The organism is Buttiauxella noackiae, assembly GCF_000737905.1.
GTDB lineage: Bacteria > Pseudomonadota > Gammaproteobacteria > Enterobacterales > Enterobacteriaceae > Buttiauxella > Buttiauxella noackiae.
The window spans coordinates 126,739-147,923 of the sequence record NZ_JPRU01000003.1 but is presented as its reverse complement, the minus strand read 5'-3'; the positions used below and the strand labels follow the sequence as shown (position 1 = coordinate 147,923).

Annotated in this window: 20 protein-coding genes and 1 riboswitch; of the genes, 6 read left to right on the top strand and 14 right to left on the bottom strand. The window is 50.8% G+C overall.

Annotation, left to right across the window (positions count from 1 at the left end; genetic code table 11):
• Window positions 1-138 precede the first annotated feature (138 nt).
• On the top strand, window positions 139-1,797 hold the full coding sequence (gene tcp, locus IX31_RS16545; RefSeq protein ID WP_034460417.1) for a methyl-accepting chemotaxis citrate transducer: 1,659 nt from the start codon (window positions 139-141) through the stop codon (window positions 1,795-1,797).
• Window positions 1,798-1,954: 157 nt separating this feature from the next.
• Here the strand turns inward: tcp and uspF are convergent, their stop codons facing one another.
• The 9 genes from uspF to IX31_RS16500 all read right to left on the bottom strand — a co-directional run bounded on the left by uspF (window position 1,955) and on the right by IX31_RS16500 (window position 12,437).
• Window positions 1,955-2,389, bottom strand: a complete 435-nt coding sequence (uspF, locus tag IX31_RS16540; protein ID WP_034460415.1) for a universal stress protein UspF — start codon at window positions 2,387-2,389, stop codon at window positions 1,955-1,957.
• A gap of 205 nt (window positions 2,390-2,594) precedes the next feature.
• The gene (locus IX31_RS16535; protein ID WP_034460413.1) at window positions 2,595-2,885 is read right to left on the bottom strand and encodes an HTH-type transcriptional regulator; all 291 of its coding nucleotides are present in this window, start codon (window positions 2,883-2,885) and stop codon (window positions 2,595-2,597) included.
• Between the two features lie 258 nt (window positions 2,886-3,143).
• Window positions 3,144-4,526 (bottom strand): MFS transporter, encoded by a 1,383-nt coding sequence (locus IX31_RS16530; protein WP_034460411.1) that lies wholly within the window; start codon window positions 4,524-4,526, stop codon window positions 3,144-3,146.
• Window positions 4,527-4,813: 287 nt separating this feature from the next.
• A complete protein-coding gene (locus IX31_RS16525) occupies window positions 4,814-8,344 on the bottom strand; it encodes a 5-oxoprolinase/urea amidolyase family protein (protein WP_034460408.1) in 3,531 nt (1,176 codons plus the stop codon).
• 79 nt (window positions 8,345-8,423) lie between these two features.
• On the bottom strand, window positions 8,424-9,059 hold the full coding sequence (locus IX31_RS16520; protein WP_034460406.1) for an urea amidolyase associated protein UAAP2: 636 nt from the start codon (window positions 9,057-9,059) through the stop codon (window positions 8,424-8,426).
• Window positions 9,053-9,766: an urea amidolyase associated protein UAAP1 gene (locus IX31_RS16515; protein WP_034460404.1), complete on the bottom strand. Its 714-nt coding sequence runs from the start codon at window positions 9,764-9,766 to the stop codon at window positions 9,053-9,055. The genes IX31_RS16520 and IX31_RS16515 overlap by 7 nt, the downstream gene beginning before the upstream one ends.
• 14 nt (window positions 9,767-9,780) lie before the next feature.
• Entirely contained in the window at window positions 9,781-10,545 is a 765-nt protein-coding gene (locus IX31_RS16510) for an ATP-binding cassette domain-containing protein (protein ID WP_034460402.1), read from the bottom strand.
• A 9-nt stretch (window positions 10,546-10,554) separates the two neighbouring features.
• Window positions 10,555-11,367, bottom strand: coding sequence for an ABC transporter permease (locus IX31_RS16505; protein ID WP_034460401.1), 813 nt, complete (start codon window positions 11,365-11,367; stop codon window positions 10,555-10,557).
• A 14-nt stretch (window positions 11,368-11,381) separates the two neighbouring features.
• A complete protein-coding gene (locus IX31_RS16500) occupies window positions 11,382-12,437 on the bottom strand; it encodes a putative urea ABC transporter substrate-binding protein (protein WP_034460400.1) in 1,056 nt (351 codons plus the stop codon).
• Between the two features lie 60 nt (window positions 12,438-12,497).
• Window positions 12,498-12,592, bottom strand: a riboswitch (guanidine-I (ykkC/yxkD leader).
• A 315-nt stretch (window positions 12,593-12,907) separates the two neighbouring features.
• Here IX31_RS16500 and IX31_RS16495 point away from each other — a divergent pair.
• The 3 genes from IX31_RS16495 (at window position 12,908) to cspE (ending at window position 14,737) form a co-directional block, all read left to right on the top strand.
• Entirely contained in the window at window positions 12,908-13,618 is a 711-nt protein-coding gene (locus IX31_RS16495; protein WP_034460399.1) for a DUF3053 domain-containing protein, read from the top strand.
• A gap of 146 nt (window positions 13,619-13,764) precedes the next feature.
• On the top strand, window positions 13,765-14,034 hold the full coding sequence (locus tag IX31_RS16490) for a hypothetical protein (protein ID WP_034460398.1): 270 nt from the start codon (window positions 13,765-13,767) through the stop codon (window positions 14,032-14,034).
• Between the two features lie 490 nt (window positions 14,035-14,524).
• Complete coding sequence (cspE, locus tag IX31_RS16485; protein ID WP_034460397.1) at window positions 14,525-14,737, top strand: transcription antiterminator/RNA stability regulator CspE; 213 nt, start codon at window positions 14,525-14,527, stop codon at window positions 14,735-14,737.
• Between the two features lie 63 nt (window positions 14,738-14,800).
• Here cspE and yiiM read toward each other — a convergent pair whose 3' ends face one another.
• The 3 genes from yiiM to IX31_RS23445 form a co-directional block, all read right to left on the bottom strand.
• The gene (gene yiiM / locus IX31_RS16480) at window positions 14,801-15,475 is read right to left on the bottom strand and encodes a 6-hydroxyaminopurine reductase (RefSeq protein WP_034460395.1); all 675 of its coding nucleotides are present in this window, start codon (window positions 15,473-15,475) and stop codon (window positions 14,801-14,803) included.
• A gap of 70 nt (window positions 15,476-15,545) precedes the next feature.
• On the bottom strand, window positions 15,546-16,166 hold the full coding sequence (sodA, locus tag IX31_RS16475; RefSeq protein WP_034460735.1) for a superoxide dismutase [Mn]: 621 nt from the start codon (window positions 16,164-16,166) through the stop codon (window positions 15,546-15,548).
• Window positions 16,167-16,366: 200 nt separating this feature from the next.
• Window positions 16,367-16,540 (bottom strand): hypothetical protein, encoded by a 174-nt coding sequence (locus IX31_RS23445; protein WP_157837380.1) that lies wholly within the window; start codon window positions 16,538-16,540, stop codon window positions 16,367-16,369.
• 23 nt (window positions 16,541-16,563) lie between these two features.
• Here IX31_RS23445 and IX31_RS16470 point away from each other — a divergent pair, with 23 nt between their 5' ends.
• On the top strand, window positions 16,564-17,985 hold the full coding sequence (locus tag IX31_RS16470) for an L-fucose/L-arabinose isomerase family protein (protein WP_034460394.1): 1,422 nt from the start codon (window positions 16,564-16,566) through the stop codon (window positions 17,983-17,985).
• A gap of 210 nt (window positions 17,986-18,195) precedes the next feature.
• A complete protein-coding gene (rhaT, locus tag IX31_RS16465) occupies window positions 18,196-19,230 on the top strand; it encodes an L-rhamnose/proton symporter RhaT (RefSeq protein ID WP_034460392.1) in 1,035 nt (344 codons plus the stop codon).
• A gap of 45 nt (window positions 19,231-19,275) precedes the next feature.
• Here the strand turns inward: rhaT and rhaR are convergent, their stop codons facing one another.
• Together rhaR and rhaS are read right to left on the bottom strand one after the other, a co-directional pair.
• Window positions 19,276-20,151 (bottom strand): HTH-type transcriptional activator RhaR, encoded by an 876-nt coding sequence (rhaR, locus tag IX31_RS16460; protein ID WP_051880742.1) that lies wholly within the window; start codon window positions 20,149-20,151, stop codon window positions 19,276-19,278.
• Between the two features lie 147 nt (window positions 20,152-20,298).
• Complete coding sequence (gene rhaS / locus IX31_RS16455) at window positions 20,299-21,135, bottom strand: HTH-type transcriptional activator RhaS (protein ID WP_034460390.1); 837 nt, start codon at window positions 21,133-21,135, stop codon at window positions 20,299-20,301.
• Window positions 21,136-21,185 lie beyond the last annotated feature (50 nt).

The window sequence follows — 21,185 nt, the reverse complement described above, 5'->3', positions numbered from 1 at the left end:
GCGGGTTTTTTTTCGCCAACTATTTACTCTTTCTTATCAATATACTAGCTGTTGTCGCATGCCTGGGTGTCTAAAGTAAAAATTAGCAAAACCGATAATGAATAAAAGAACATTCATTCCACAGGCGCGCTATACATAATGAAAAATATCAAAGTTATAACGGGGATCATCATTACGCTGAGCATTTTCAGCGTGTTATTGCTGGTCACCGGCTCGCTGTATTACTCCTCTGTTAGTAACGACAGGCAGAACTTCCAGCACACTGGGCAGTTGAACTATCAGCAGCAACAGCTTGGTGGTAGCTTCCAGACACTGGTGCAAACTCGAGTCACTATCAACCGTGTAGCCATTCGTATGCTGAAGAATCAGCGCGATCCCGCAGCACTGGAAGCGATGAATAAACTGTTGGCAAATGCGACGGTATCGCTTGGTGAAGCGGAAAAATACTTCACGAACTATAAAGAGTCGCCGCACGTAGATGGACAGGATGAAACTATCGATAACCAGGCAGAAGTGCGTTACCAGAAAATGCACGATGTGTTGCAGCAATCTATCGAGTTCCTGCGAGCGGATAACTACGAAGCCTACGGAAACCTTGATGCCCAGCAGACGCAGGACGACATGAAAGCGGTTTATGACCAATGGCTGATGCATAACACTGCGTTGTTACAGGCGGCGAGTGAAGAAAACCAGCGCAGCTTCACCCACATGCAATGGACGCTCGGTACGATTTTGCTGATTGTTATTGCGGTAATCGTATTGATTTGGCTGGGTCTACAACGTGTGTTGTTGCGGCCATTACAAGGCGTGATGGAGCATATTGGCGCCATTTCAGAAGGTGATCTGACACGCCGTATTGATGCTGAAGGGCGTAGTGAAATGAGCAAACTTGCCGCTGGCCTGAAAGCGATGCAGCAATCTTTGGTTCGTACTGTCAGCACCGTGCGTGACAACGCTGATTCTATCTACACCGGGGCGAGTGAAATCTCGGCTGGCAGCAGCGACCTTTCATCCCGTACTGAGCAGCAAGCGGCCTCGCTGGAAGAGACTGCCGCCAGTATGGAACAGCTTACTGCCACGGTTAAACAGAACACCGACAACGCACGCCAGGCGACACATCTCGCGAAGAATGCCTCGGACACTGCCTTAAAAGGTGGCCGGGTGGTCGATAGCGTGGTTAACACCATGAACGAAATTGCCGAAAGCTCTGAGAAGATTGTTGATATCACCAGTGTTATCGACGGAATTGCGTTCCAGACCAATATTCTGGCTTTGAACGCCGCTGTGGAAGCAGCCCGTGCGGGTGAGCAGGGGCGTGGTTTTGCCGTAGTAGCCGGGGAAGTGCGTACGCTGGCAAGCCGCAGCGCGCAGGCTGCAAAAGAAATTAAAGTGTTGATTGAGAACTCGGTTTCCCGCATTGATACCGGTTCGAATCAGGTTCGTGAGGCTGGCGATACGATGAAGGAGATTGTTTCGGCAGTGACCCGCGTTACTGACATTATGAGCGAGATATCATCGGCATCTGATGAGCAGAGCAAGGGTATTGAACAGGTGGCACAGGCAGTTTCAGAAATGGACAGCGTCACACAGCAAAACGCCTCACTTGTAGAAGAATCTGCTGCTGCTGCGTCTGCATTGGAAGACCAGGCCAGCCAGTTGCGCCAGGCCGTTGCCGTGTTCCGAATAGAGCAAAGTGCCAGGCAAGAAATCGTACCTCCAGCCCAAATACCACGTATAAAACCAGCATCGTTGAAGCCGAAACCTGCAAGCTCTGATGCAAATTGGGAAACGTTCTAAGTCATGCCATAAGCGACAAACCCCGCTTTGCGTATAAGCCAATGAATTAGAAAAAACACCGGGATTGGGTTCCTGAAGAGATGCCAAACCCGGTGGTCGCCCCGCACATCTCGCTCTTAAACTAACGGCGTTAACGCTTTGCGGGGTTTTTTATGACTCAGCGAACCACGAGCACTGAACATTTTGCATGGCGAACCACTGCGGCAGCGTTTGAGCCAAGAAGATAGGTAGACATGCTAGGGCGGTGGGAGGCCAGAATAATCACATCGGCGTCAATGTCATCGGCTAACTGGAGGATATGATCTTTCGGCGAACCGCTCAGAACGTGCTTTTTAATTCGATCTTCAGGCAGGCTAAATTTAGCCACTATTTCGCTCAGCGATTCCATGGCGGCAGCCTCCCTCTCTTTGGCATCTGGTGCAATCGAAGTATAGCCCAGGCCGTAAGCGGCAAAATAGGTATAGTCAGGGATGACAGCCAGGAAGTGGATCGTGGCATCGTCTTGCTTTGCATACCCTTCTACATGGGGGATAACCTGCTGTGTCAGTTCTGTTTCGGAAATATCGATAGGAACCAGGATTTTCTTAGACATACAACCTCCTTTTGCTTTACGTGTTAATAACCCTCTCTAAGTTATGGTTTAGAATTGCGATTTCGGGAGTGATGTAGATCAGGTTTCGCCAAATTGCCGCTTCGTTTCATACTATTTACGTAGCATTCAGAAACGACAAACCCCGCTCTGGCGGGGTTTTGGCTAACAATGTTGGGACAAGGCAATCATGGTACAAAGTACAAAATTATTCCATTAACTGCTTACTGATTGTTGGATTCGCCTGCATTAAGCGCATCAACTTCAGTTCGGTATTGGAGGGTCTGAGTCGTTTTGATTCCCACTCCTGTACCATTGCAACACTCACACCCATTGCGCGGGCGAAATCATCAATCTTAAGTCCGGTACTTTTTCTCAATTGTTCAAATTCAGAAAATGCATTGGGCTTGTCATTAAGCGCCATCGTTTGCTGTTTATCTTTAAAAACAATCTGCTCAAGGTTGCTCAGTAGCTCAAACATTGGATCTTTATATTCCATCGATAACTCCTCATAAATCACACATTGACCTCGTGAACGGTAAGAAGCCTATTAAGAGTAGTTGGAAAAAAAGCGTACCGATGGTTTTCAGGCTAACTATTTTCTTGCGGTATCAGGCTTATGCGTTTCAGCAAAAAAACTAAGCGGCATAACGAATTGAAAAGTCTGTGATGAGCGAGGTTGAGTATAAATTTGTAAATGGTTATGCATTTTACGCAAAACGGCGGGACTGGCCCGCCGTATTTATCGATTTTTCCATCATGCTTTTTGCGTAACTTCATCCAGCTCATGATTATTGGCGCGATTTTCAGCCAGGGTACGCTGGCCAGCCCAGGATTTCACCATCAGCGCGGTGGCAGAAAGCACTGCCGGAATCGCCAGTAACATGAAGATAGTTTTGAACGACAATTCAGCCTGCATCAGGAATGCGCCACTAAACGCGCCAAGGATTCCGCCGAAACGCCCAAGCCCCAACATCCAGGCCACACCGGTTGCACGACCTTGTGTTGGATAGAACCCGGCGGCTAGCGCAGGCATTGAAGATTGCGCACCATTCATAATGGTGCCTGCGATAAACACCATCACGCCCATCAATACCAGGCTTGAAGTTGAGAACCCTACCAGGCAGACGAACAGACCCGTCAGTAAATAACCCACTGCGACCACTTTGTTTGGGTTCAGCTTGTCCATCAGTGCGCCAATAATCAGAACCCCAATGCCTCCGCCCAGCGGGAATAGTGCGGTGATAATTGACGCCTGGCTAAGGGTTGCACCTGTTTCCCGAATCAGCAGCGGCAACCAACTGGTCAGGAGATAGAAAATCAGCAGGCCCATGAAGTAGGTCAGGCAAAGCATTAAGGTTCCCACCAGATATCTTGGCGAGAAAATCACGCCCAGCGCGGTTTTGTCTTTGAGATGGCCACCGACTTCGTTCAGTACAAAACGCAGGTTTTCGCCAGATGGCAGCGGGGCGATGCGCTTCAAAATGGCGGAGATATCTTTTTGCGGTTTGTTTTTCACGACCAGATAACGGGCCGATTCCGGCAGCCAAATGATCAGCACAACCGAAAGAATCAGGGGCATCACGCCGCCCAGCACCAGTACACTCTGCCAGCCGTAATGTGGGATCATCCATGCGGAGACAAAACCGCCCATTGAAGAACCAATCGGGAAGCCGACAAACATCAGGTTCACCAGCAGGGCACGTTTACGCTCTGGTGCATATTCTGACATCAGCGTTGCCGCGTTAGGCATTGCCGCACCCAGACCAAGCCCGGTGAGGAAACGCAGCAGAGCGAGGGATGTCAGGCTGGTCGCAAAGGCTGTTAGCAGGCTAAAACCACCGAATACCAGAATCGATAACACCAACACCTTTTTGCGACCAATACGGTCAGCCATTGGTCCGGCTGTTAAAGCACCAACTGCCAGCCCGACCAGAGCGGCACTCATCACCGGCCCAAGGTCAGATTTCTGCACGCCCCATTCCTGTACTAAGTCTGAGGCGATAAATCCAATAATTGCGGTATCAAAACCGTCCAACGCCACCGTAATAAAACAGAGAATGAGGATCATCCACTGATATCTGGAAAAGCGGTTGTTATTTATAAATGCCTGAATATCTGTCGTTGTTGTCTTTGTCATAAGGCACGTCCTGAAGGATGCTGAGGTGTTCGATTATCGAACAATAATTCGTTAATCGTTCGTTAAATCAAACCACTCAGCAGGCTATTGGGCAATCATTCGGCAGGTGTTTGTGTGCGATTATCGTACTGTCAGGGATGGAAATACTGGTGCTTGTGAAATAACACCTTAAATATTAGTAAATTAAATGAATATCTTTGCTGTGCGGATTTGTGAGTGAGTTAACAACTGAGCAACATATAAAATAGGCGGGCCGCCAGTGCAACCCACCTTATAAAAAGTGAAAATCAGGCCGCTGTTTCAATCACCATCAACAACTGCCCGGCGTGGACCTGATGCCCTTGTTGGCGCTGGAAGGTACGGATAACGCCATCCACGGGCGAAGTAATGGGGATTTCCATCTTCATGGACTCCAGAATACCAATGGTTTGCCCAGCGCTAACCTGCTCGCCAGGTTCAACCAACCATTGCCATACACTCCCGGCGACCTGACTTTCAACGCCGCAACAGGAATCAGGGATGTACTCTTCATTAGAAGGGGCTTCATCCAGCGCACTGTCAAAGGTGAATTGACCTTCAGCACGCCAGCGAGCCAGTTCCTCATCAAAAGCATGTTGGCGTTGCTGCTGGAAGGTATCGATGGTTTCTGCTTCTTGCTCAAGCAGTTGCTGATAGTCATCGAGGCAAAATTCCTCTTCTTCAATGCGCAGCGGGTAGTCGCCCCACGGGAAATGTTCACGTATTTCCAGTAGCTCTTCAGCACTCACCTCATAGAAACGAATCTGGTCGAAGAAGCGCAGTAGCCACGGTTTGGTGAATACATCTGTTTGGCGATCGCGGTTCCACATTTGCAATGTGCGCCCGATAAACTGGTATCCGCCAGGCCCTTCCATACCATAAACGCACATGTAAGCACCCCCAATGCCCACGGAGTTTTCCGCAGTCCATGTACGCGCCGGATTGTATTTGGTGGTGACCAGGCGATGGCGAGGATCAAGCGGTGTTGCCACTGGCGCGCCGAGATAAACATCCCCCAGACCCATCACTAAGTAACGGGCATCAAAGACAATCTTTTTGACCTCATCAACTGAATCAAGGCCATTGATACGGCGGATAAATTCGATATTGCTCGGGCACCATGGGGCGCCCGGACGAACCGATTGGGTATAACGCGTTATTGCTTCACGACAGGCGGAATCATCCCAGCTCAGTGGGAGCCAGACGGTACGCGACGGGACTTTGGCGTTTTGTAGATCGCCAAGATCTTTATCGGCTGCGACTATCGTATCCAGCAACTGCTGGCGAGGGCAAAGATGGTTATCGAAATGAATTTGTAGTGAGCGAATACCGGGAGTTAGTTCAAGACGTCCTGCTTGCGGATAGGCTTCCAGGTGCTGCATTAGCGCGTGGACGCGAAAACGCAGGGCAATATCCAGCATCTGCTCGCCGTATTCCACCAGTAAAAAGCGATCGCCAGCAGCGCGGATAGTAACGGAAGGCATGCCGTTGTTGGCGTGATCGTGATAGAGGATTGGAGAGGTCATTTGGTTTTCCACACCCTCCAGGCTCACCGCCACAAACTCAATCGTGTCCCCGGCTTTAAGCTGCCCGAGTTTCCACAAATCATCGCTAATCACTGTTGCCGGGCAAACAAAGCCACCAAGCGACGGGCCGTCCGGCCCTAAGATCACTGGCATATCGCCTGTAAAATCCACCGTGCCAAAGGCGTAAGCGTTGTCGTGGATATTCGACGGGTGCATTCCCGCTTCGCCACCGTCGCTACGCGCCCAGGTCGGTTTTGGGCCAATCAGGCGAATACCAGTGCGGCTGGAGTTGTAATGCACCTGCCAACGCGCTGCAAAAAACTCCTTAATATCCTGCTCGGTGAAGAACTCCGGTGCGCCATGTGGGCCGTAGATCACGCGTATCTGCCAGCTATGACTGAGTTGCGGGTAATCCTGCTCGGTTAATACCGCTGCTGGGCGATGCTGCGCTGCTGCCAGGTGCAACACATCGCCAGCACGTAGAGCGCGCCCTGCATGCCCGCCAAACTTGCCCAGCGTAAAAGTACTGCGGCTGCCAAGATATTGCGGGCAGTTCAGCCCACCTGCCAGCAGCAAATAACTCCGGCAACCCGCGCCAGTAATATCGCCCAGGGTTAAGGTTTGCCCTGCGTTAGCATTGATAACCACGCCTGTTGATACCTTTTCGTCATCAAGCTTTGCGGCAATTTCGGCACCAGTCAGCACGAAAGCGCATGGCTGATTAAAGCGAAGTGTCGGGCCGCGCAATGTAATTTCCAGCCCTGCGGCCTGCGCATCGTTGCCCAGTAGCTTATTGCCTACCGCAAAGGCGCGGTTGTCGAACGGGCCGGAAGGCGGCACACCGACGTGCCAGTAACCGCTACGGCCTGGTGCATCCTGAATAGTGGTCATGGTGCCGCCGGTAATGACATCCAGCGTTGCAGGTTGCCAGTTCACCTGGCCAAGCGTGGCGGTGATGACGCGTCCTTCTTGTACTTCTGGCAAAGTCAGTAAATATCGCAGCCAGTTCAGGTTGGTTTCGATGCCATATAGCGACGTTTGCTGCAATGCATTTGATAGCGATAACAGCGCCTGCTCGCGAGAATCAGCGTGAACAATTACTTTTGCCAGCATCGGATCGTAAAAAGGCGAGACTTCACAGCCACTCGCCAGCCAGTGATCGACACGAAGCACAGCGCCGTCTATGGCCTGTGGGAATATCACTTCGCTTAACAGTCCGGCCACCGGTTGGAAGTTTTTCGCCGGGTCTTCGGCATACACGCGCACCTGAATTGCATGGCCGTGCGGCGTAGTGCGCAAAGTTTCTAACACAGGAAGTTCATTTGCACCCAATGCCACCATCCAGCTCACGATATCCACGCCGTAAACCATCTCGGTCACGCCATGTTCAACCTGCAAACGGGTGTTCACTTCCAGGAACCAGAACTGCTCGCTGATATCGTCATAAACGTATTCAACCGTTCCGGCACTGCGATAATTCACCGCCTTGCAAAGCTCGACTGCCGTGCGATGCAAGGCGCTGCGGGTTGCATCAGACAGGCGCGGAGCAGGGGTTTCTTCAATGACTTTTTGGTTGCGGCGCTGCGCTGAACAATCGCGTTCGCCAAGTGCGATAACGTTGCCCGCACCGTCGCCAAAAACCTGCACTTCTATATGACGTGCGTGGGCTATAAATTTCTCTAAAAAGACCCCATCGTCGGAGAAATTATTACCTGCGAGGCGCTTTACGCGGGTAAACGCCTCTTTCAACGCTGATGCGTTATCACAGCACTGCATGCCAATCCCACCGCCGCCCGCAGTGCTTTTCAGCATCACCGGGTAGCCGATACGCTCGGCTTCCGCTAAGGCAACATCGAGCGAAGTTAGCAGGCCGCTGCCAGAAAGCAGCGGAACATGATTCTGTTCAGCCAGTTCACGGGCGCGATGCTTGAGGCCAAAGGCTGCCATCTGTTCAACGGTTGGGCCAAGGAACACGATATTTTCTGCATCGCAACGCTCAACGAAGCTGGCGTTTTCACTCAGGAAACCGTAGCCCGGATGCACCGCTTCAGCGCCACTTTCTCTGAGGATCGCAAACAGTTTGTCCTGGTTGAGATAAGTTTCGCGCACGTTACCGTCGCCTAATGAGAAGGCGATATCAGCCTGGCGCACGTGTTGGGAGTGTTTATCTGCTTCGGCATAGACCACAATCGCGGTGATGCCCATTTGCTTCAGGGTACGGATGATACGCACCGCAATTGCGCCACGGTTGGCAATCAAGACTCGTTTAAACATAACCGTTTCTCAGACTCGCAGGTCGTCCTGCTTTCAATTCGGGCGCTTGAGTGCGGGCCGTCCCGCGGCGCTAAAAGTGTTACCAGACGGCGACTTCAATCGGCGTTGGGTTGTAACCGTTGCAAGGGTTGTTGAGTTGCGGGCAGTTGGAGATCATTACCAGAACGTTCATTTTCGCCACCAGTTCGACATATTTCCCTGGTGCTGAAATTCCATCGGCAAACTGCAACCCGCCTTCTTTAGTGACCGGCACGTTCATAAAGAAATTGATGTTGTGCGTGATATCGCGGCGCGTTAGGCCATATTCCGGGTGCTGCGCTACGGCAAGTAGCCAACTATCGCGGCAGGCGTGCATATGGCGCTTTTCGAGCGAGTAGCGCACGGTGTTGCTCTCGGTGGCGCAGGCCCCGCCGAGGGTATCGTGGCGTCCACAGGTATCAGCCAAAATTTCCAGCATTGGGCGGTCTTCACTGGAGCGCAACACGCTGCCGCTGGTGAGGAAAACGTTGCGCTGGCCGCGCAGTGTATCCGTCACGCTGTAGCGTTCGGCGGTGTCGTCAGCGTTATAAAACAAGGTATCTGCCGCCTGGTTGCCTTCCAGATCGGTGATACGCATCGTCTGGCCTTCTTGCAGACGATAAACCCAATAATCTCCTGCGTTTACCGTGGCTCGCAGCGAGGCATTTTCTGTGTGGCGTGGGCTTTCAGTCAGCATCCGCAGGCTCCTTCAGTCAGAATGTAGAGTTCGTTGTTATGCAGGCCACGGCAGTTTTCTTCACGTTGCAGGCAGATTTCTGGCAGCGGCCGGCGGGTGGAGTCCAGTTGAATACCCAGCGCCTGGCGCGGGTATGCAGCGGCAGTGTTCAACGGGTGCGGGCAGGTATGCAGAACGACTAAGGTATCCATCGCAAAACGCAGCGTGACGGATGCACCCGCAAGGCCCTGTTGTTCGAGTTTTAAATCGCCTTCAGCGCTTGCGGTGACTTTGGCAAAGAAGTTAATGTTCGCGGCCATATCGCGTTTGCCAAGGCCGTATTTCGCCAGTTCAACCAGAAAGCTGTCGTAGCCGTTTTGATGGCGCTCGTTGCGCGCATGTTGGTAATCCAGTGCGCCAAATTGCTCCGCGATTTGTGCGGCGTTGCTGCTGCCGCAGACGGTTTCATGCCAACCAAAGTTGTCTTGTTCGATGCCACAGAAAATGCGGCCCATATCGGAATAGAGGCAGTGTCCGGCGGTTAAGCGGAAAGTGTGCTGGCATTTCAGGGTGTCCGGCGCGTTATAACGCTCCAGCAGGTTTTCCGGGTTGTAAAACAGTGCGGCAGCGTTCACGCCGCCGTTAATGTCGGTGAGTGTTAAAGCTGTGCCCCTGCGCATAATCAGCGACCAATGGCTGCCTGCGGGAAGTATGGTTTGATAGGTCATGTAGGCTCCTTATTTCAGGCGACTTTACGTTCAGGTTCGGCATCCACCGGGCTGGCGGGTTTTTTATCAAGCGGGATATCGTAGGTAATGCTTGCGCCCCAACGGTCTGGTGCTTGCGGGTCGTGGCGCACTTTGTCGAACACCCACAGCCTTGAACCGAGTGAAAAACCTTCTTTCAGATCGTGTGTAATCATGAAAATGGTCAGGCGATGGCGCTCCCACAAGTCGCTAATCAGCAGGTGCATTTCGTTACGGATGCCGGGGTCAAGCGCGCCAAAAGGCTCATCAAGCAGCAGAATGCGCGGCTGTTTCATCAGTGCCTGAGCCAGCGCCAGGCGCTGCTGCATGCCACCTGAAAGCTGGTGCGGATATTTGTTTTGCGCAGGCAATAAGCCGACCTGGTCGAGCATCGCGCGGGCGCGTTCACGAATTTCCCGGCGCTTTTTGCCCCACACGCGACCCAGCCAGCGAGCGGTGCTGAACTCTTCTGCCAGCATCACATTGCCAATCACCGTCAGGTGCGGAAACACCGAGTAGCGTTGGAAAACCACACCACGCTGCGCATCCGGTTCTTGTGAGATAGGTTTGCCATCCAGCAAAAACTCCCCTTTGGTGGCCGATTCGGTGCCGAGCAGCATTTTCAGAAAGGTGGTTTTTCCGCAGCCCGAAGCCCCGACAATCGAGACAAACTCGCCCTCTTCAACGGTGACATTCAGCCGTTCCAGCACCACCTGGTCGCCATAGTGCTTTTCGATATTTTTTAGTTCGAGCAACGCCATAGCGCCTCCTTATTTTGCGTAGTACCACGGGAAGCAGCGGCGGTTGATCACGCGCAGCAGCAGGTCAAGGGTGAAAGCCAGTAACGTAATCCACGCCACGTACGGCAAAATCACATCCATCGCCATATAACGGCGCATCAGGAAGATGCGGTAACCCAGTCCTTCGGTGGCGGCAATCGCTTCGGCGGCAATCAGGAACAACCAGGCGGAACATAGCGACAAACGCACGGCGTCAATCAGACGCGGCAAAAGCTGAGGCAACACCACGCGCCAGAGGATTTGCGCACTATGGCCGCCAAGCGTCTGGGCTTTCACCATTTGTTCGTGGGGAATCGCCTGCACCTGGAGCTGCAAATCGCGCACGATAAACGGTGTAATGCCGATGACAATCAGCACCACTTTTGAGACCTCTCCCAGACCAAAGGTGATGAAAAGTATCGGTAAAATCGCCAGCGGTGGGATTAGCGCAATTAAGGTAATCAGCGGTGAAAGCACTGAACGCACAACCGGCAGCGCCCCGCAAAACAGGCCAAAAACCAGTGCCAGAAACGCACTAAGCCCCACGCCGACCAGCAGGCGAAGCAGGCTTGCGGCACTGTCCGTCCAGAACAGATATTCCCCGGTACGCGGGCTTGGCGTGAATGCCATGCGGTCGATGGCCGCCCACATCGCATCAAATCCCGGCAGCAGTTTGTCGTAACTGTTTGCCGCAAGACGTGCATCAGATGCCACCAGATAGAAGAAGATCATCGCAACCAGCGGTAGGGCGCCCATCAGCACACGAGTCATTGGCTGGGGTTGGTAGTTAATAATTTTGCGCATTGGGCACCTCCGGTTTAGAGCGCGTTGCTTACGACGAGGCGAAGGAACTCATCAGTGAAGCGCAGTTTGGTGTTGTTGGTGTCACCCCAATTCCCGGCAGGTGTCGCAACGCCTACCACGTCGGCTGATGGCGCGGCGTCACCTAATAAGCCGTGCTTAAAGGAGAACTCTGCAACCAACTGCATCGTGGCTTTCAGTTGTGGGCTGTCGGTAAAATCGAGTGCGAGTTTCGGGTCGCTGAAAAGATGTGTGGCAGCAAGTTGGGCATCGAACCCCGCTAAATCTGTGCCTGCGGCCTGGCCCATTTGCGTGCGGGCGGTTTTGGCGGTTTCTGATTCCCCTTGCATCACTTTCAGCGTTTCAAACCATGCGCCGGTGAGTGCTTTGCCTAATTCCGGGTGCGCTTTCAGGGTTGCAGTGTTGACCACCAACAGATCGAGAATTTCGCCGGGGATTTGTGCGGAAGAGAAAAGTAATTTGGCATCAGGTTGTTTTTGCGCTTCGGCCAACAGCGGGTTCCAGGTGACGATGGATTTCACCTCCGGTGTGGTGAACGCAGCCACAAGATCCGCATCGGCGGTATTCACCACTTTCACATCACGTTCGCTCAGGCCGGACTTTTCAAGGGCGCGGGCCAGTAAATAGTGGGAAACCGAAAGCTCGACCAGGTTAACGGGCTGGCCTTTTAATTCGGCAATAGATTTTGCGGATTTAGAGAGAATGCCGTCGTTACCGTTGGAGTAGTCGCCAATAATCAGCGCGGTGCTATCTACGCCGCCTGCGGCAGGAATGGTCAGTGCGTCCATGTTGGTCATGGTGCAACCGTCAAATCCTCCTGCGGTGTATTGATTCACTGATTCGATATAGTCGTTAACCTGCACGAACTTAATATCGATGCCGTATTTATCGGCCCATTTTTTAACGATGCCGCTTTGCTGGGCGTAATCCCATGGCATCCAGCCTGCATAGATAGACCAGCAGAGTTTAAAGGTGGGTTTGGCGGCAAAGGAGCTGACGCTAAACAGCGCGAGTGCGGCAAACAAGATTCCACGGTGGCAAGCTTTAAGCATGGTGGTTCCTCTGACGGTTGCGGAAAAAGGTGCAGGAGGGCGGCGCTCAATGGTCGCTTATCCTCCCGGGCTTTTGTCCCGCCGTGTAACCGCCAGAGGGCGGTCGATCACTCTCGGACCAGCATCTTTCGACCGGAACCCTAGTGATCCATTACCAAATTGTATGGCGACATCGGTTGCCCGTATCACCCCTGCATCCAGATATCAGCAAGATGAATGCCAGGTATGAAAAATAGATGATTTATCTATTTATTACAGAGGATTAACGTACATTTATGGGAGTGAGCAGTTGAAGGGAAATGTACCAATAAGGTGCACAGTGGCGTTTGAAAATGCACCATTTCAGCGCAAATATGCCTGAAAGAGATTGTTGTGAAAGGGTATCTTGCAAAGTCAGGTTGGACTATCCTTAGCAGCATTATTGGGTGCGCATTTGCGTATTTGCATTGAATGGTGAAGGAGTAGAAAAGATGGCGACAGGTAAGTCCTGGTCACGCTGGTTTGCGCCGCTTGCGGCAATTTTAATGGTGGTAAGTCTGAGTGGCTGTTTTGATAAAGAAGGCGATCAACGTAAAGCGTTTATCGATTTCTTACAAAACACAGTTATGCGCAGCGGTGAACGCCTGCCGACGCTGACAACCGATCAGAAAAAGCAATTCGGTCCACTGGTTTCTGATTACGCGATTTTGTATGGCTTTGCCCAACAGGTAAACCAGGCAATGGATGACGGCATGAAGCCAGTCGCCGATAGCGTAAACAGCATTCGTGTACCACAAGATTATATGACTCAGCGCGAGCCTCTGAGCCAGGCGAACGGTTCACTGAACGTGTTGGGCCAACAGGTGCAGAATGCCAAAATGCAGGCAGACAGCGCTCGCTCCACATTAAAGCAGCCTGACGATTTGAAAGTTGTTTACGACAAGGTTTATCAGAAAGTGGTTACTGCTCCGGCAGACGCTATGGCTCCACTGATCCCTGCGGCGCAAACTTTCACAGCGCAACTGGTGCAAGTGGGTAACTTCATTCAGCAGCAGGGCACTCAAGTTGGCTTTACTGCTGGTGGAATTCAGTTCCCAACTTCACAGCAGGCAAGCCAGTACAATTCGCTGATTGCTCCGCTGGCCTCTCAGCATCAGGCGTTTATGCAGGCGTATTCTGCTGCTCAAGCTTCAATGCAGTAATGGCTGTTCTCCCCGTCGAAAGGCGGGGGATTTTCCCTCCCCAGTCCTCTCTCTTATCTTAACGCGCGTACAAATTTGTCATAAATTTGATATCGCCTGACGCTGTTCATAAACTCACCATTACTTGCCTGTTATGAGGAGTTCTCATGCCTGACACAATGTCCCAAAAGACCGCCCGGGAAGGGTTAAGCAACCCCGAACTTTTTGAAGGTGGCATTTCCGCCACGAAAAATGGTGTTGCAGAACCCTTCGTTCAGACCGCAGCAGAGCGCCAGATAGAAGAGGCTGAACGCTTACGTGAACGCCAGAGTAATGCACTGTTAAAACTCGTTATGAATGCAAAACAAGAAGTTGCAGAGGGAAAAACTGTCTCACCTGAGGTTGCACTGCAACGTTTACGTGCAACCAGAAAATAAACAAGCAGTGCGAAGTGAAGGAACACACCATTACGCTCACCGAAACTGCGGTGATAAGCCTCCAGGATATTGAGTTTTTTAAGTCACAATTCATCGGGGTGGATGCTGCGGCAACCTTCATTGAATCGCTGCTTTTATGACAACAGTAACCATGCTCAAATCAATATTTTACTCTACGCAAGCATGAAGGAAGACTTTGAATCGGCGCTCTATCGTCACAATGTTATTTACTGAACTTGCAGCCAGGCCGCGGCTGGCTTGAGCTCTAGCCCTGCGGACGGCTAAAATAAACCTTGCCATTCACATGCTGAATATGTGTTAATACGTCCATCGGTTTGAAGCACAGACCCTTAAGCAGTTTAGTAGCGCAGTCCTCAAAGAGTTATCATAGATACCCTTCGACGTGATCTACCTTCCTTTATCGCTTTAAAAAATCTGTAAAACATTCCAATTGCGCCGGAAGGCAAATTTAATTTAAAAGGTAATATCTATGTCTAACAAAATGACTGGTCTCGTAAAATGGTTCAACTCTGACAAAGGCTTCGGCTTCATCACTCCTGACGATGGCTCAAAAGACGTGTTCGTACACTTCTCTGCTATCCAGATCGATGGCTACAAGTCTCTGGACGAAGGCCAGAAAGTCTCTTTCACCATCGAAAGTGGTGCTAAAGGCCCAGCTGCTGGTAACGTAACTAACCTGTAAGGTTAACGTTAGCAAAGCTAAGAATTTTAAAACCCGCCTCGCGGGTTTTTTCGTTTCTGGGGTTTATTTCCCAAACAATCTCCGGGAATTATCCTCGATCTTCCCTAGTAGACGCCGTTTCTGCATGGTTCGTGTCCAGCTCACGGATAGCCCCGCCGCAGAAAGTAACCGGTGATACTGCTCATCATCAAATGGCATATGCCATGCTGTCGCAATTGCTTCAGCAACTGTCACATCACTCACGCGAGAAACGAGCTCAAGTGGTGATTCTGTCGATACATTTCCCGCCATGACGACCCGATAAAGCCAGCCGCAATAACCCGTTTCCTGCATCAAAGACGACATATCGCTAATGCCAAAATGGTAGTTCAGTTTGAAGCACGGTGAACGTGGCTGCGTGACTTGAATCAGCGCTTCGCCCCAACGAAAAATATCACCGATATAGACATTTTTTTCCGTCAGCCCTTCGGTCGATAAGTTTTCACCATAGGCAGGTGCGGTAAAAAGCTCAGCTTGTTCGGGGAATTCACGCGCCCAGTGAAGATAATGTTCACGCGGGTAGTGGCATAACGCGCGATCCGGCCCGCCATGAATGACTTTTTCAGCCTGCTGATCGCCTTCAAGGCCCAGTTCGGTGAGTTTAAGTTCACCATCAACCTGATATTTGGCGATAGCACTCGGCCGACTACCCTGATATTCACGAATTTTGCCGATATAAACGTTTAGCGAATAGTGCATCTGAACCTCCCTGCAACAGACATAAAAAAAGCGAGCCATCAGGCTCGCCTCTCGTCAGCTGCAATGCAACTTATTTTTTAGCGGCAAAACGTGCTGCTGCTTCGTCCCAGTTCACTACATCCCAGAATGCTTTGATGTAGTCAGGGCGACGGTTTTGGAATTTCAGGTAGTAAGCGTGTTCCCATACATCCAGACCCACGATTGGGAAACCGGAAACGCCAGAAACAGCTTCGCCCATCAGTGGGCTGTCCTGGTTTGCGGTAGAAACCACAGCCAGTTTGTCGCCTTTCAGAACCAGCCACGCCCAGCCTGAACCAAAGCGAGTTGCAGCTGCTTTCTCAAATTCTGCTTTGAAGTTGTCAACGCTACCGAAGTCACGCTCAATGGCAGCTTTCAGGTCACCTTGCAGGGTGGTGCCAGTTTTCAGGCCTTTCCAGAAGAAGCTGTGGTTTGCGTGGCCGCCTGCGTTGTTACGCAGAACGGTTTTTTTGTCTGCTGGCAGTTGATCCAGTTTAGCGATCAGCTCTTCAACAGGCAGGCTTGCGAACTCTGGCAGAGACTCCAGCGCTGCATTCGCGTTATTTACGTACGCCTGGTGGTGTTTGCTGTGATGGATTTCCATCGTTTGTTTGTCGAAATGTGGTTCCAGGGCGTCGTATGCGTAAGGCAGGGATGGCAGTGTATAACTCATATTCATCATCTCCATTTATACCCGTTACCCTTCAAGCTGCAGTTACGTTGGCTGCGTTCACTCATCCGAATCACTAAGTTTACCAGGCTCATCGGGATTCGTTCACTTGCCGCCTTCCTGTCGCTCATAGGTCTCAGGGATATTATCGAACGGCGAACAGGCTGTTAACGCCGCGTAATCAGTTGGTTTATTATAGTTAATTAAATGATATTGAAAATGATTATCAATGCCGTACTTTTAGCAGGGTTATAACTTTTCGTCATGTTGGCGAAAATGTGAGCGCCGTCAGGTGGATAAATCGTTTTTTGCCACCCACCACAGAAACTGGCATCACGGTGAAGGTAACGCTGCGTAATTAAGAGGATAGTCAGCATTTCTTTCCTGCTGGAGCCTTATCATGTCGCTAAATGTCGCCCTTTTTGGTATCGGCCTTGATACCTATTGGCCTCAATTTTCTGGACTGGAACAACGCCTTACGGCTTATCTGCACCAAATTGACCGGCGCCTTACACAGCTCAATGCCTGCGTCATTAACGGTGGTCTGATAGACAGTGTCGACAAAGCCGATACATTTGCCACACAACTTCAGCAACAGCCCATTGATGCCATTGTGCTTTACATCAGCACTTACGCGCTGAGCTCAACGGTTCTGCCGTTGGTGAAAAAAATAAATAAGCCGGTGATTATCCTGGCGCTTCAACCAGAGCCAGGTTTGCCCTATGCCAAAATCCGTGGCATGAGCGATCGCGGCCAACGTACCGGTGAGTGGCTTGCTCATTGCCAGGCGTGCAGTGCACCCGAGTTGGCGAACGTATTTAATCGTGCCGGTATTCGCTATCAACTTATCGTTGGCGCATTACAAGGTGATGACTACGTCTGGGAACAAACCTCACAATGGCTACAGGCGCTGGAGGCCCAAAAAGGGTTGTCTGCTTGTCAGGTGGGCGTTCTGGGTCACTATTACGATGGCATGGTGGATGTTTACAGCAACATGACCAACCTGAGCGCAAAACTTGGCGTGCGCTTCAAGCCCCTTGAAATGTGTGAGCTTGCCGAGTACCGCGAGCAGGTTTCACAAAGTGTCAGTACAAAAAAATGGCATGAAGTGGAAGCTACTCTGCAAATTGATCCCGCCTGCGAAAAAGCTGAACTTGAACGCGCGGTACAAACCGCCTGTGCCATGGATAAACTTATTGAAAACAATCACCTCGGTGCACTGGCTTATTACTATGAAGGGCGCAACGGCAACGCCTACGAAAATATTATTACCTCCATTATTCTCGGTAATACTTTGCTGACTCGCCGTGGCATTCCTGTTGCCGGTGAGTATGAAATCAAAAACGTACTGGCGATGAAGATCCAGCAACTTCTGGGAGCGGGTGGCTCGTTTTCGGAACCTTATGGCATAGAGTTTACCGATGATGTGGTGCTCTGGGGGCATGATGGTCCAGCACATCCACTAATGGCCGAAGGAGATGTGCGTCTTGTTCCTCTGCCGGTTTACCACGGCAAACCAGGGGAAGGCGTTTCCATTCAGATGACGGTAAAACCTGGCCCGGTAACTTTCCTTTCAATTGTTGAGAATGCACAAAACGGCGTGTGTTTACAGTATGCCGAAGGGCAAGCCGTTCCCGGTGATGTACTCGATATTGGCAACACTAACAGTCGTTACCGCTTCCCACTTTCAGCGCGTGAATTTACTACGCAATGGAGTCTTGGTGGGCCTGCTCACCATTGTGCGATTGGCCTTGGTCATCAAGGTGAAGTTTTGGAAAAGCTTGCCTGGTTACTCGGAGTGCAAACCTTAAAAATCTGTTAATTATTTTTAGTTTGCCTCCGTTCGCTTATCGGGCGGAGGCGAAATAAAGAACTGTGACACTCGTCAATCACACCCCCTGAATTTTGCCAGTTTTACCCCCGTTGCGGCAGCATATGGAAGGTTACCTCTTTGCTCACTCTTTAGACTCATAGGTAATGGGGGAGCCAGCTGTCACCCCTGCGTTTTTTAGTTAAAACAGAGGGATAGATAATGAGTAACGCAATAACCATGGGGATAATTTGGCATTTGGTCGGTGCTGCTAGCGCCGCCTGTTTTTATGCCCCTTTTAAGAAAGTACAAAGCTGGTCATGGGAAACCATGTGGGCCGTTGGCGGTATTGTTTCGTGGATAATTTTGCCATGGTTGGTGAGTTATATTTTGCTTCCTGATTTTTGGGCTTACTACGGTTCGTTTAACGCTTCTACCTTGCTGCCAGTATTTTTGTTCGGTGCGATGTGGGGCATTGGCAATATTAACTATGGCCTGACGATGCGTTACCTGGGCATGTCTATGGGCATTGGTATTGCGATTGGTATCACGCTGATTGTTGGCACCTTAATGACGCCAATCATCGCCGGGAAATTTGATGTGCTAATTGGTACACCTGGTGGGCGTATGACGCTGCTGGGTGTTCTGGTTGCGCTGGTAGGCGTGGCAATTGTTACCCGCGCAGGCCAGCTTAAAGAACGTAAAATGGGTATTAAAGCTGAAGAGTTCAACCTGAAAAAAGGGCTGATGCTGGCGGTAATGTGCGGAATCTTCTCAGCTGGTATGTCATTTGCGATGGACGCCGCAAAACCGATGCACGAAGCCGCAGCCGCACTGGGTGTTGATCCGCTATATGTGGCATTGCCAAGTTATGTGGTGATCATGGGTGGCGGTGCGCTGATCAACCTTGGCTTCTGCTTCATTCGTCTGGCCAAGATGAAAGATCTCTCGATCAAAGCCGACTTCTCGCTGGCAAAACCATTAATTATCAGCAACGTATTATTCGCTGCACTTGCCGGTTTGATGTGGTACTTGCAGTTCTTCTTTTATGCCTGGGGTCACGCCAAAATCCCTGCCCAGTACGACTATATGAGCTGGATGTTGCATATGAGCTTCTACGTACTGTGTGGCGGGCTGGTTGGCCTGATTATGAAAGAGTGGAAATCTGCGGGGACTCGCCCTGTTGGTGTGCTGAGTGTGGGCTGTGTGGTGATTATTATTGCGGCCAATATCGTCGGTCTGGGCATGGCCAGTTAATTACCCGTCATACTTCAAGCCGCAGGGGATAAGTTCGCTTGCTGCCTACCTGCAGCTTGAATTATTTAGGGTATCAAAGTGAGTGATATAACGTTGGCGCCACATCCGTGGCGTCATCCCCGTCTCTTTAAGAAACACCACTGAAAAGTAGTTACTGTCCTCAAAGCCACAACGCGTGGCGATATCACTAATCAACATCTCACTGTGCCGCAATAAATCCTGGGCCTGACAAATACGTAACTGACGCAAATATTGGCTGATACTCATGCCCGTTTGCTGGCGAAAAAGCTGTCGTAAATGGCGATCTGCCACTTGGTTTTTCTGGCAAAATTGCTGCAAATCGAACGGGGTATGGAAGCTGTTTCCCAACGTTGCCAATAGCAAATCCAGCGTTTCACCGCCATTGGGGGCTGAAGTATCGTGTGGTTGATAACGATGGCGGCGCAGCAAAATGCACAATTGCAAAAACAGGCTTTCGGTAAGGCAAAATGACAGTGCATCTTGCTGCTGGCTTTCATGTTCGAGCTGGCTGATTAACTGTCGGGCCTGCGCCATGCCGTGACTACTGAGTCGCCACCGGGGATCTTTACCCGCTTCAGCCTGGCTGTATAGCAAATCGTTCCAGTCAACGTTGAGCTTCAGGCGCTCCGGGCAGTAAATGATGTTATGCAGGACTAAATCATTGACTGATTCATAGCTGTGACGGTCCTCGGCACGGATATAAAAAAGATCACCACAGGTTATTCGGTAAGGACGGTCATTAAGAACGTGCAGCCCATTACCGCGCCACACTAGTACCAGTTCACAAAAATCATGAGTGTGTTCAGCGAAGACATTTTGCGGATAGCGGTCTGCCACTGCCACGGGCTGCGCGGCAGAAGCAAAGAAATCTGCTTTTCTAAGAACTAATTGACTCGCCACCGCAATACCTCAAAACCAGAATAATTGGCAGATGATCCACCCAAAAACTGCATTTCGTAGATCGGATTAGCGTTGCGATATCCGATAAATTAACTAACTAGAAATTATTTGCTTTTTCGCTGCAAAAAACGGTGATTTCCTTCGTATTTACTGAAGTTGCGTATCACGTCCCTGACGAATCTCTCGCGGCGACCAGGAAAACTCGCGTTTAAAAAGCGTCGAAAAATGGTTGCTGTCACCAAAACCGCACTGAAAGGCGACATTTGTTACGCTTTCTTCGCTATGGCGGAGCAGATGACGGGCTTTCATCAGGCGTAAACGATTGAGGTAACGCTGTGGTGTCATGCCGGTTTGCTGTTTGAGTTGGCGATGAAGTGTGCGAAGAGAAAGCGTGAATTGGGATGCCAGTTGCTCCCAGCAAATATCCTCAGCGAAATGATCTTCAAGCCAGGCCATCAACTGATTTAGCCGGCCTTCTGAGTTTGTCACTCCTTCCATCATGCTGCCTTTACGCAGCAACACCAACAACTGCATAAACAGAATTTCGCGGTTGGCGACGGCATGGGTATCAGTGGCCTCACCAATTTGCTCAAACTTTTCAATTAGCACACGTACTTGTTGCAACACTGGCTGGTTTACACGCCAGTGCGATGGGTAATTGCCGTCTTTTTCTTGCGGTAGCAGTTGATCCAACCCGGATAAAAAGCAAAACGCATCAGGCGCACGGTAAAGGATATTGGTCAGGCACAGGTTTTCTGTGTGTTCATAGAGATGGCGGTCATGGTCACGTACGAAACAGACTGAACCGCCACTTAGCGTGTACGGTTGACCATTAAAAACGTGTGTTCCAGTGCCATGTTCAACAATCACAATTTCATAAAAATCATGGTGATGTTCTGGAAAGGCAACCTGAGGTAAGCGTGGCTCAATGGCCAACGACGCATTCCCTGATGGGAAAAAATCAAAACCATGTAATACCGTCATTCTTACCTCCATGTGCGAGTAATTGTTACCTGATAGTAGGTAACGACTCT

What these genes read in the sequence shown, in the direction of transcription:
- IX31_RS16505 (WP_034460401.1), bottom strand. Translation starts at nt 11,367, where the DNA reads ATGCGCAAAATTATTAACTACCAACCCCAGCCAATGACTCGTGTGCTG.
- IX31_RS16500 (WP_034460400.1), bottom strand. Translation starts at nt 12,437, where the DNA reads ATGCTTAAAGCTTGCCACCGTGGAATCTTGTTTGCCGCACTCGCGCTG.
- IX31_RS16535 (WP_034460413.1), bottom strand. Translation starts at nt 2,885, where the DNA reads ATGGAATATAAAGATCCAATGTTTGAGCTACTGAGCAACCTTGAGCAG.
- IX31_RS16490 (WP_034460398.1), top strand. Translation starts at nt 13,765, where the DNA reads ATGCCTGACACAATGTCCCAAAAGACCGCCCGGGAAGGGTTAAGCAAC.
- yiiM (WP_034460395.1), bottom strand. Translation starts at nt 15,475, where the DNA reads ATGCACTATTCGCTAAACGTTTATATCGGCAAAATTCGTGAATATCAG.
- IX31_RS16495 (WP_034460399.1), top strand. Translation starts at nt 12,908, where the DNA reads ATGGCGACAGGTAAGTCCTGGTCACGCTGGTTTGCGCCGCTTGCGGCA.
- IX31_RS16515 (WP_034460404.1), bottom strand. Translation starts at nt 9,766, where the DNA reads ATGACCTATCAAACCATACTTCCCGCAGGCAGCCATTGGTCGCTGATT.
- IX31_RS23445 (WP_157837380.1), bottom strand. Translation starts at nt 16,540, where the DNA reads ATGCTGACTATCCTCTTAATTACGCAGCGTTACCTTCACCGTGATGCC.
- IX31_RS16530 (WP_034460411.1), bottom strand. Translation starts at nt 4,526, where the DNA reads ATGACAAAGACAACAACGACAGATATTCAGGCATTTATAAATAACAAC.
- rhaS (WP_034460390.1), bottom strand. Translation starts at nt 21,135, where the DNA reads ATGACGGTATTACATGGTTTTGATTTTTTCCCATCAGGGAATGCGTCG.
- IX31_RS16510 (WP_034460402.1), bottom strand. Translation starts at nt 10,545, where the DNA reads ATGGCGTTGCTCGAACTAAAAAATATCGAAAAGCACTATGGCGACCAG.
- rhaT (WP_034460392.1), top strand. Translation starts at nt 18,196, where the DNA reads ATGAGTAACGCAATAACCATGGGGATAATTTGGCATTTGGTCGGTGCT.
- IX31_RS16525 (WP_034460408.1), bottom strand. Translation starts at nt 8,344, where the DNA reads ATGTTTAAACGAGTCTTGATTGCCAACCGTGGCGCAATTGCGGTGCGT.
- sodA (WP_034460735.1), bottom strand. Translation starts at nt 16,166, where the DNA reads ATGAGTTATACACTGCCATCCCTGCCTTACGCATACGACGCCCTGGAA.
- IX31_RS16470 (WP_034460394.1), top strand. Translation starts at nt 16,564, where the DNA reads ATGTCGCTAAATGTCGCCCTTTTTGGTATCGGCCTTGATACCTATTGG.
- uspF (WP_034460415.1), bottom strand. Translation starts at nt 2,389, where the DNA reads ATGTCTAAGAAAATCCTGGTTCCTATCGATATTTCCGAAACAGAACTG.
- IX31_RS16520 (WP_034460406.1), bottom strand. Translation starts at nt 9,059, where the DNA reads ATGCTGACTGAAAGCCCACGCCACACAGAAAATGCCTCGCTGCGAGCC.
- cspE (WP_034460397.1), top strand. Translation starts at nt 14,525, where the DNA reads ATGTCTAACAAAATGACTGGTCTCGTAAAATGGTTCAACTCTGACAAA.
- tcp (WP_034460417.1), top strand. Translation starts at nt 139, where the DNA reads ATGAAAAATATCAAAGTTATAACGGGGATCATCATTACGCTGAGCATT.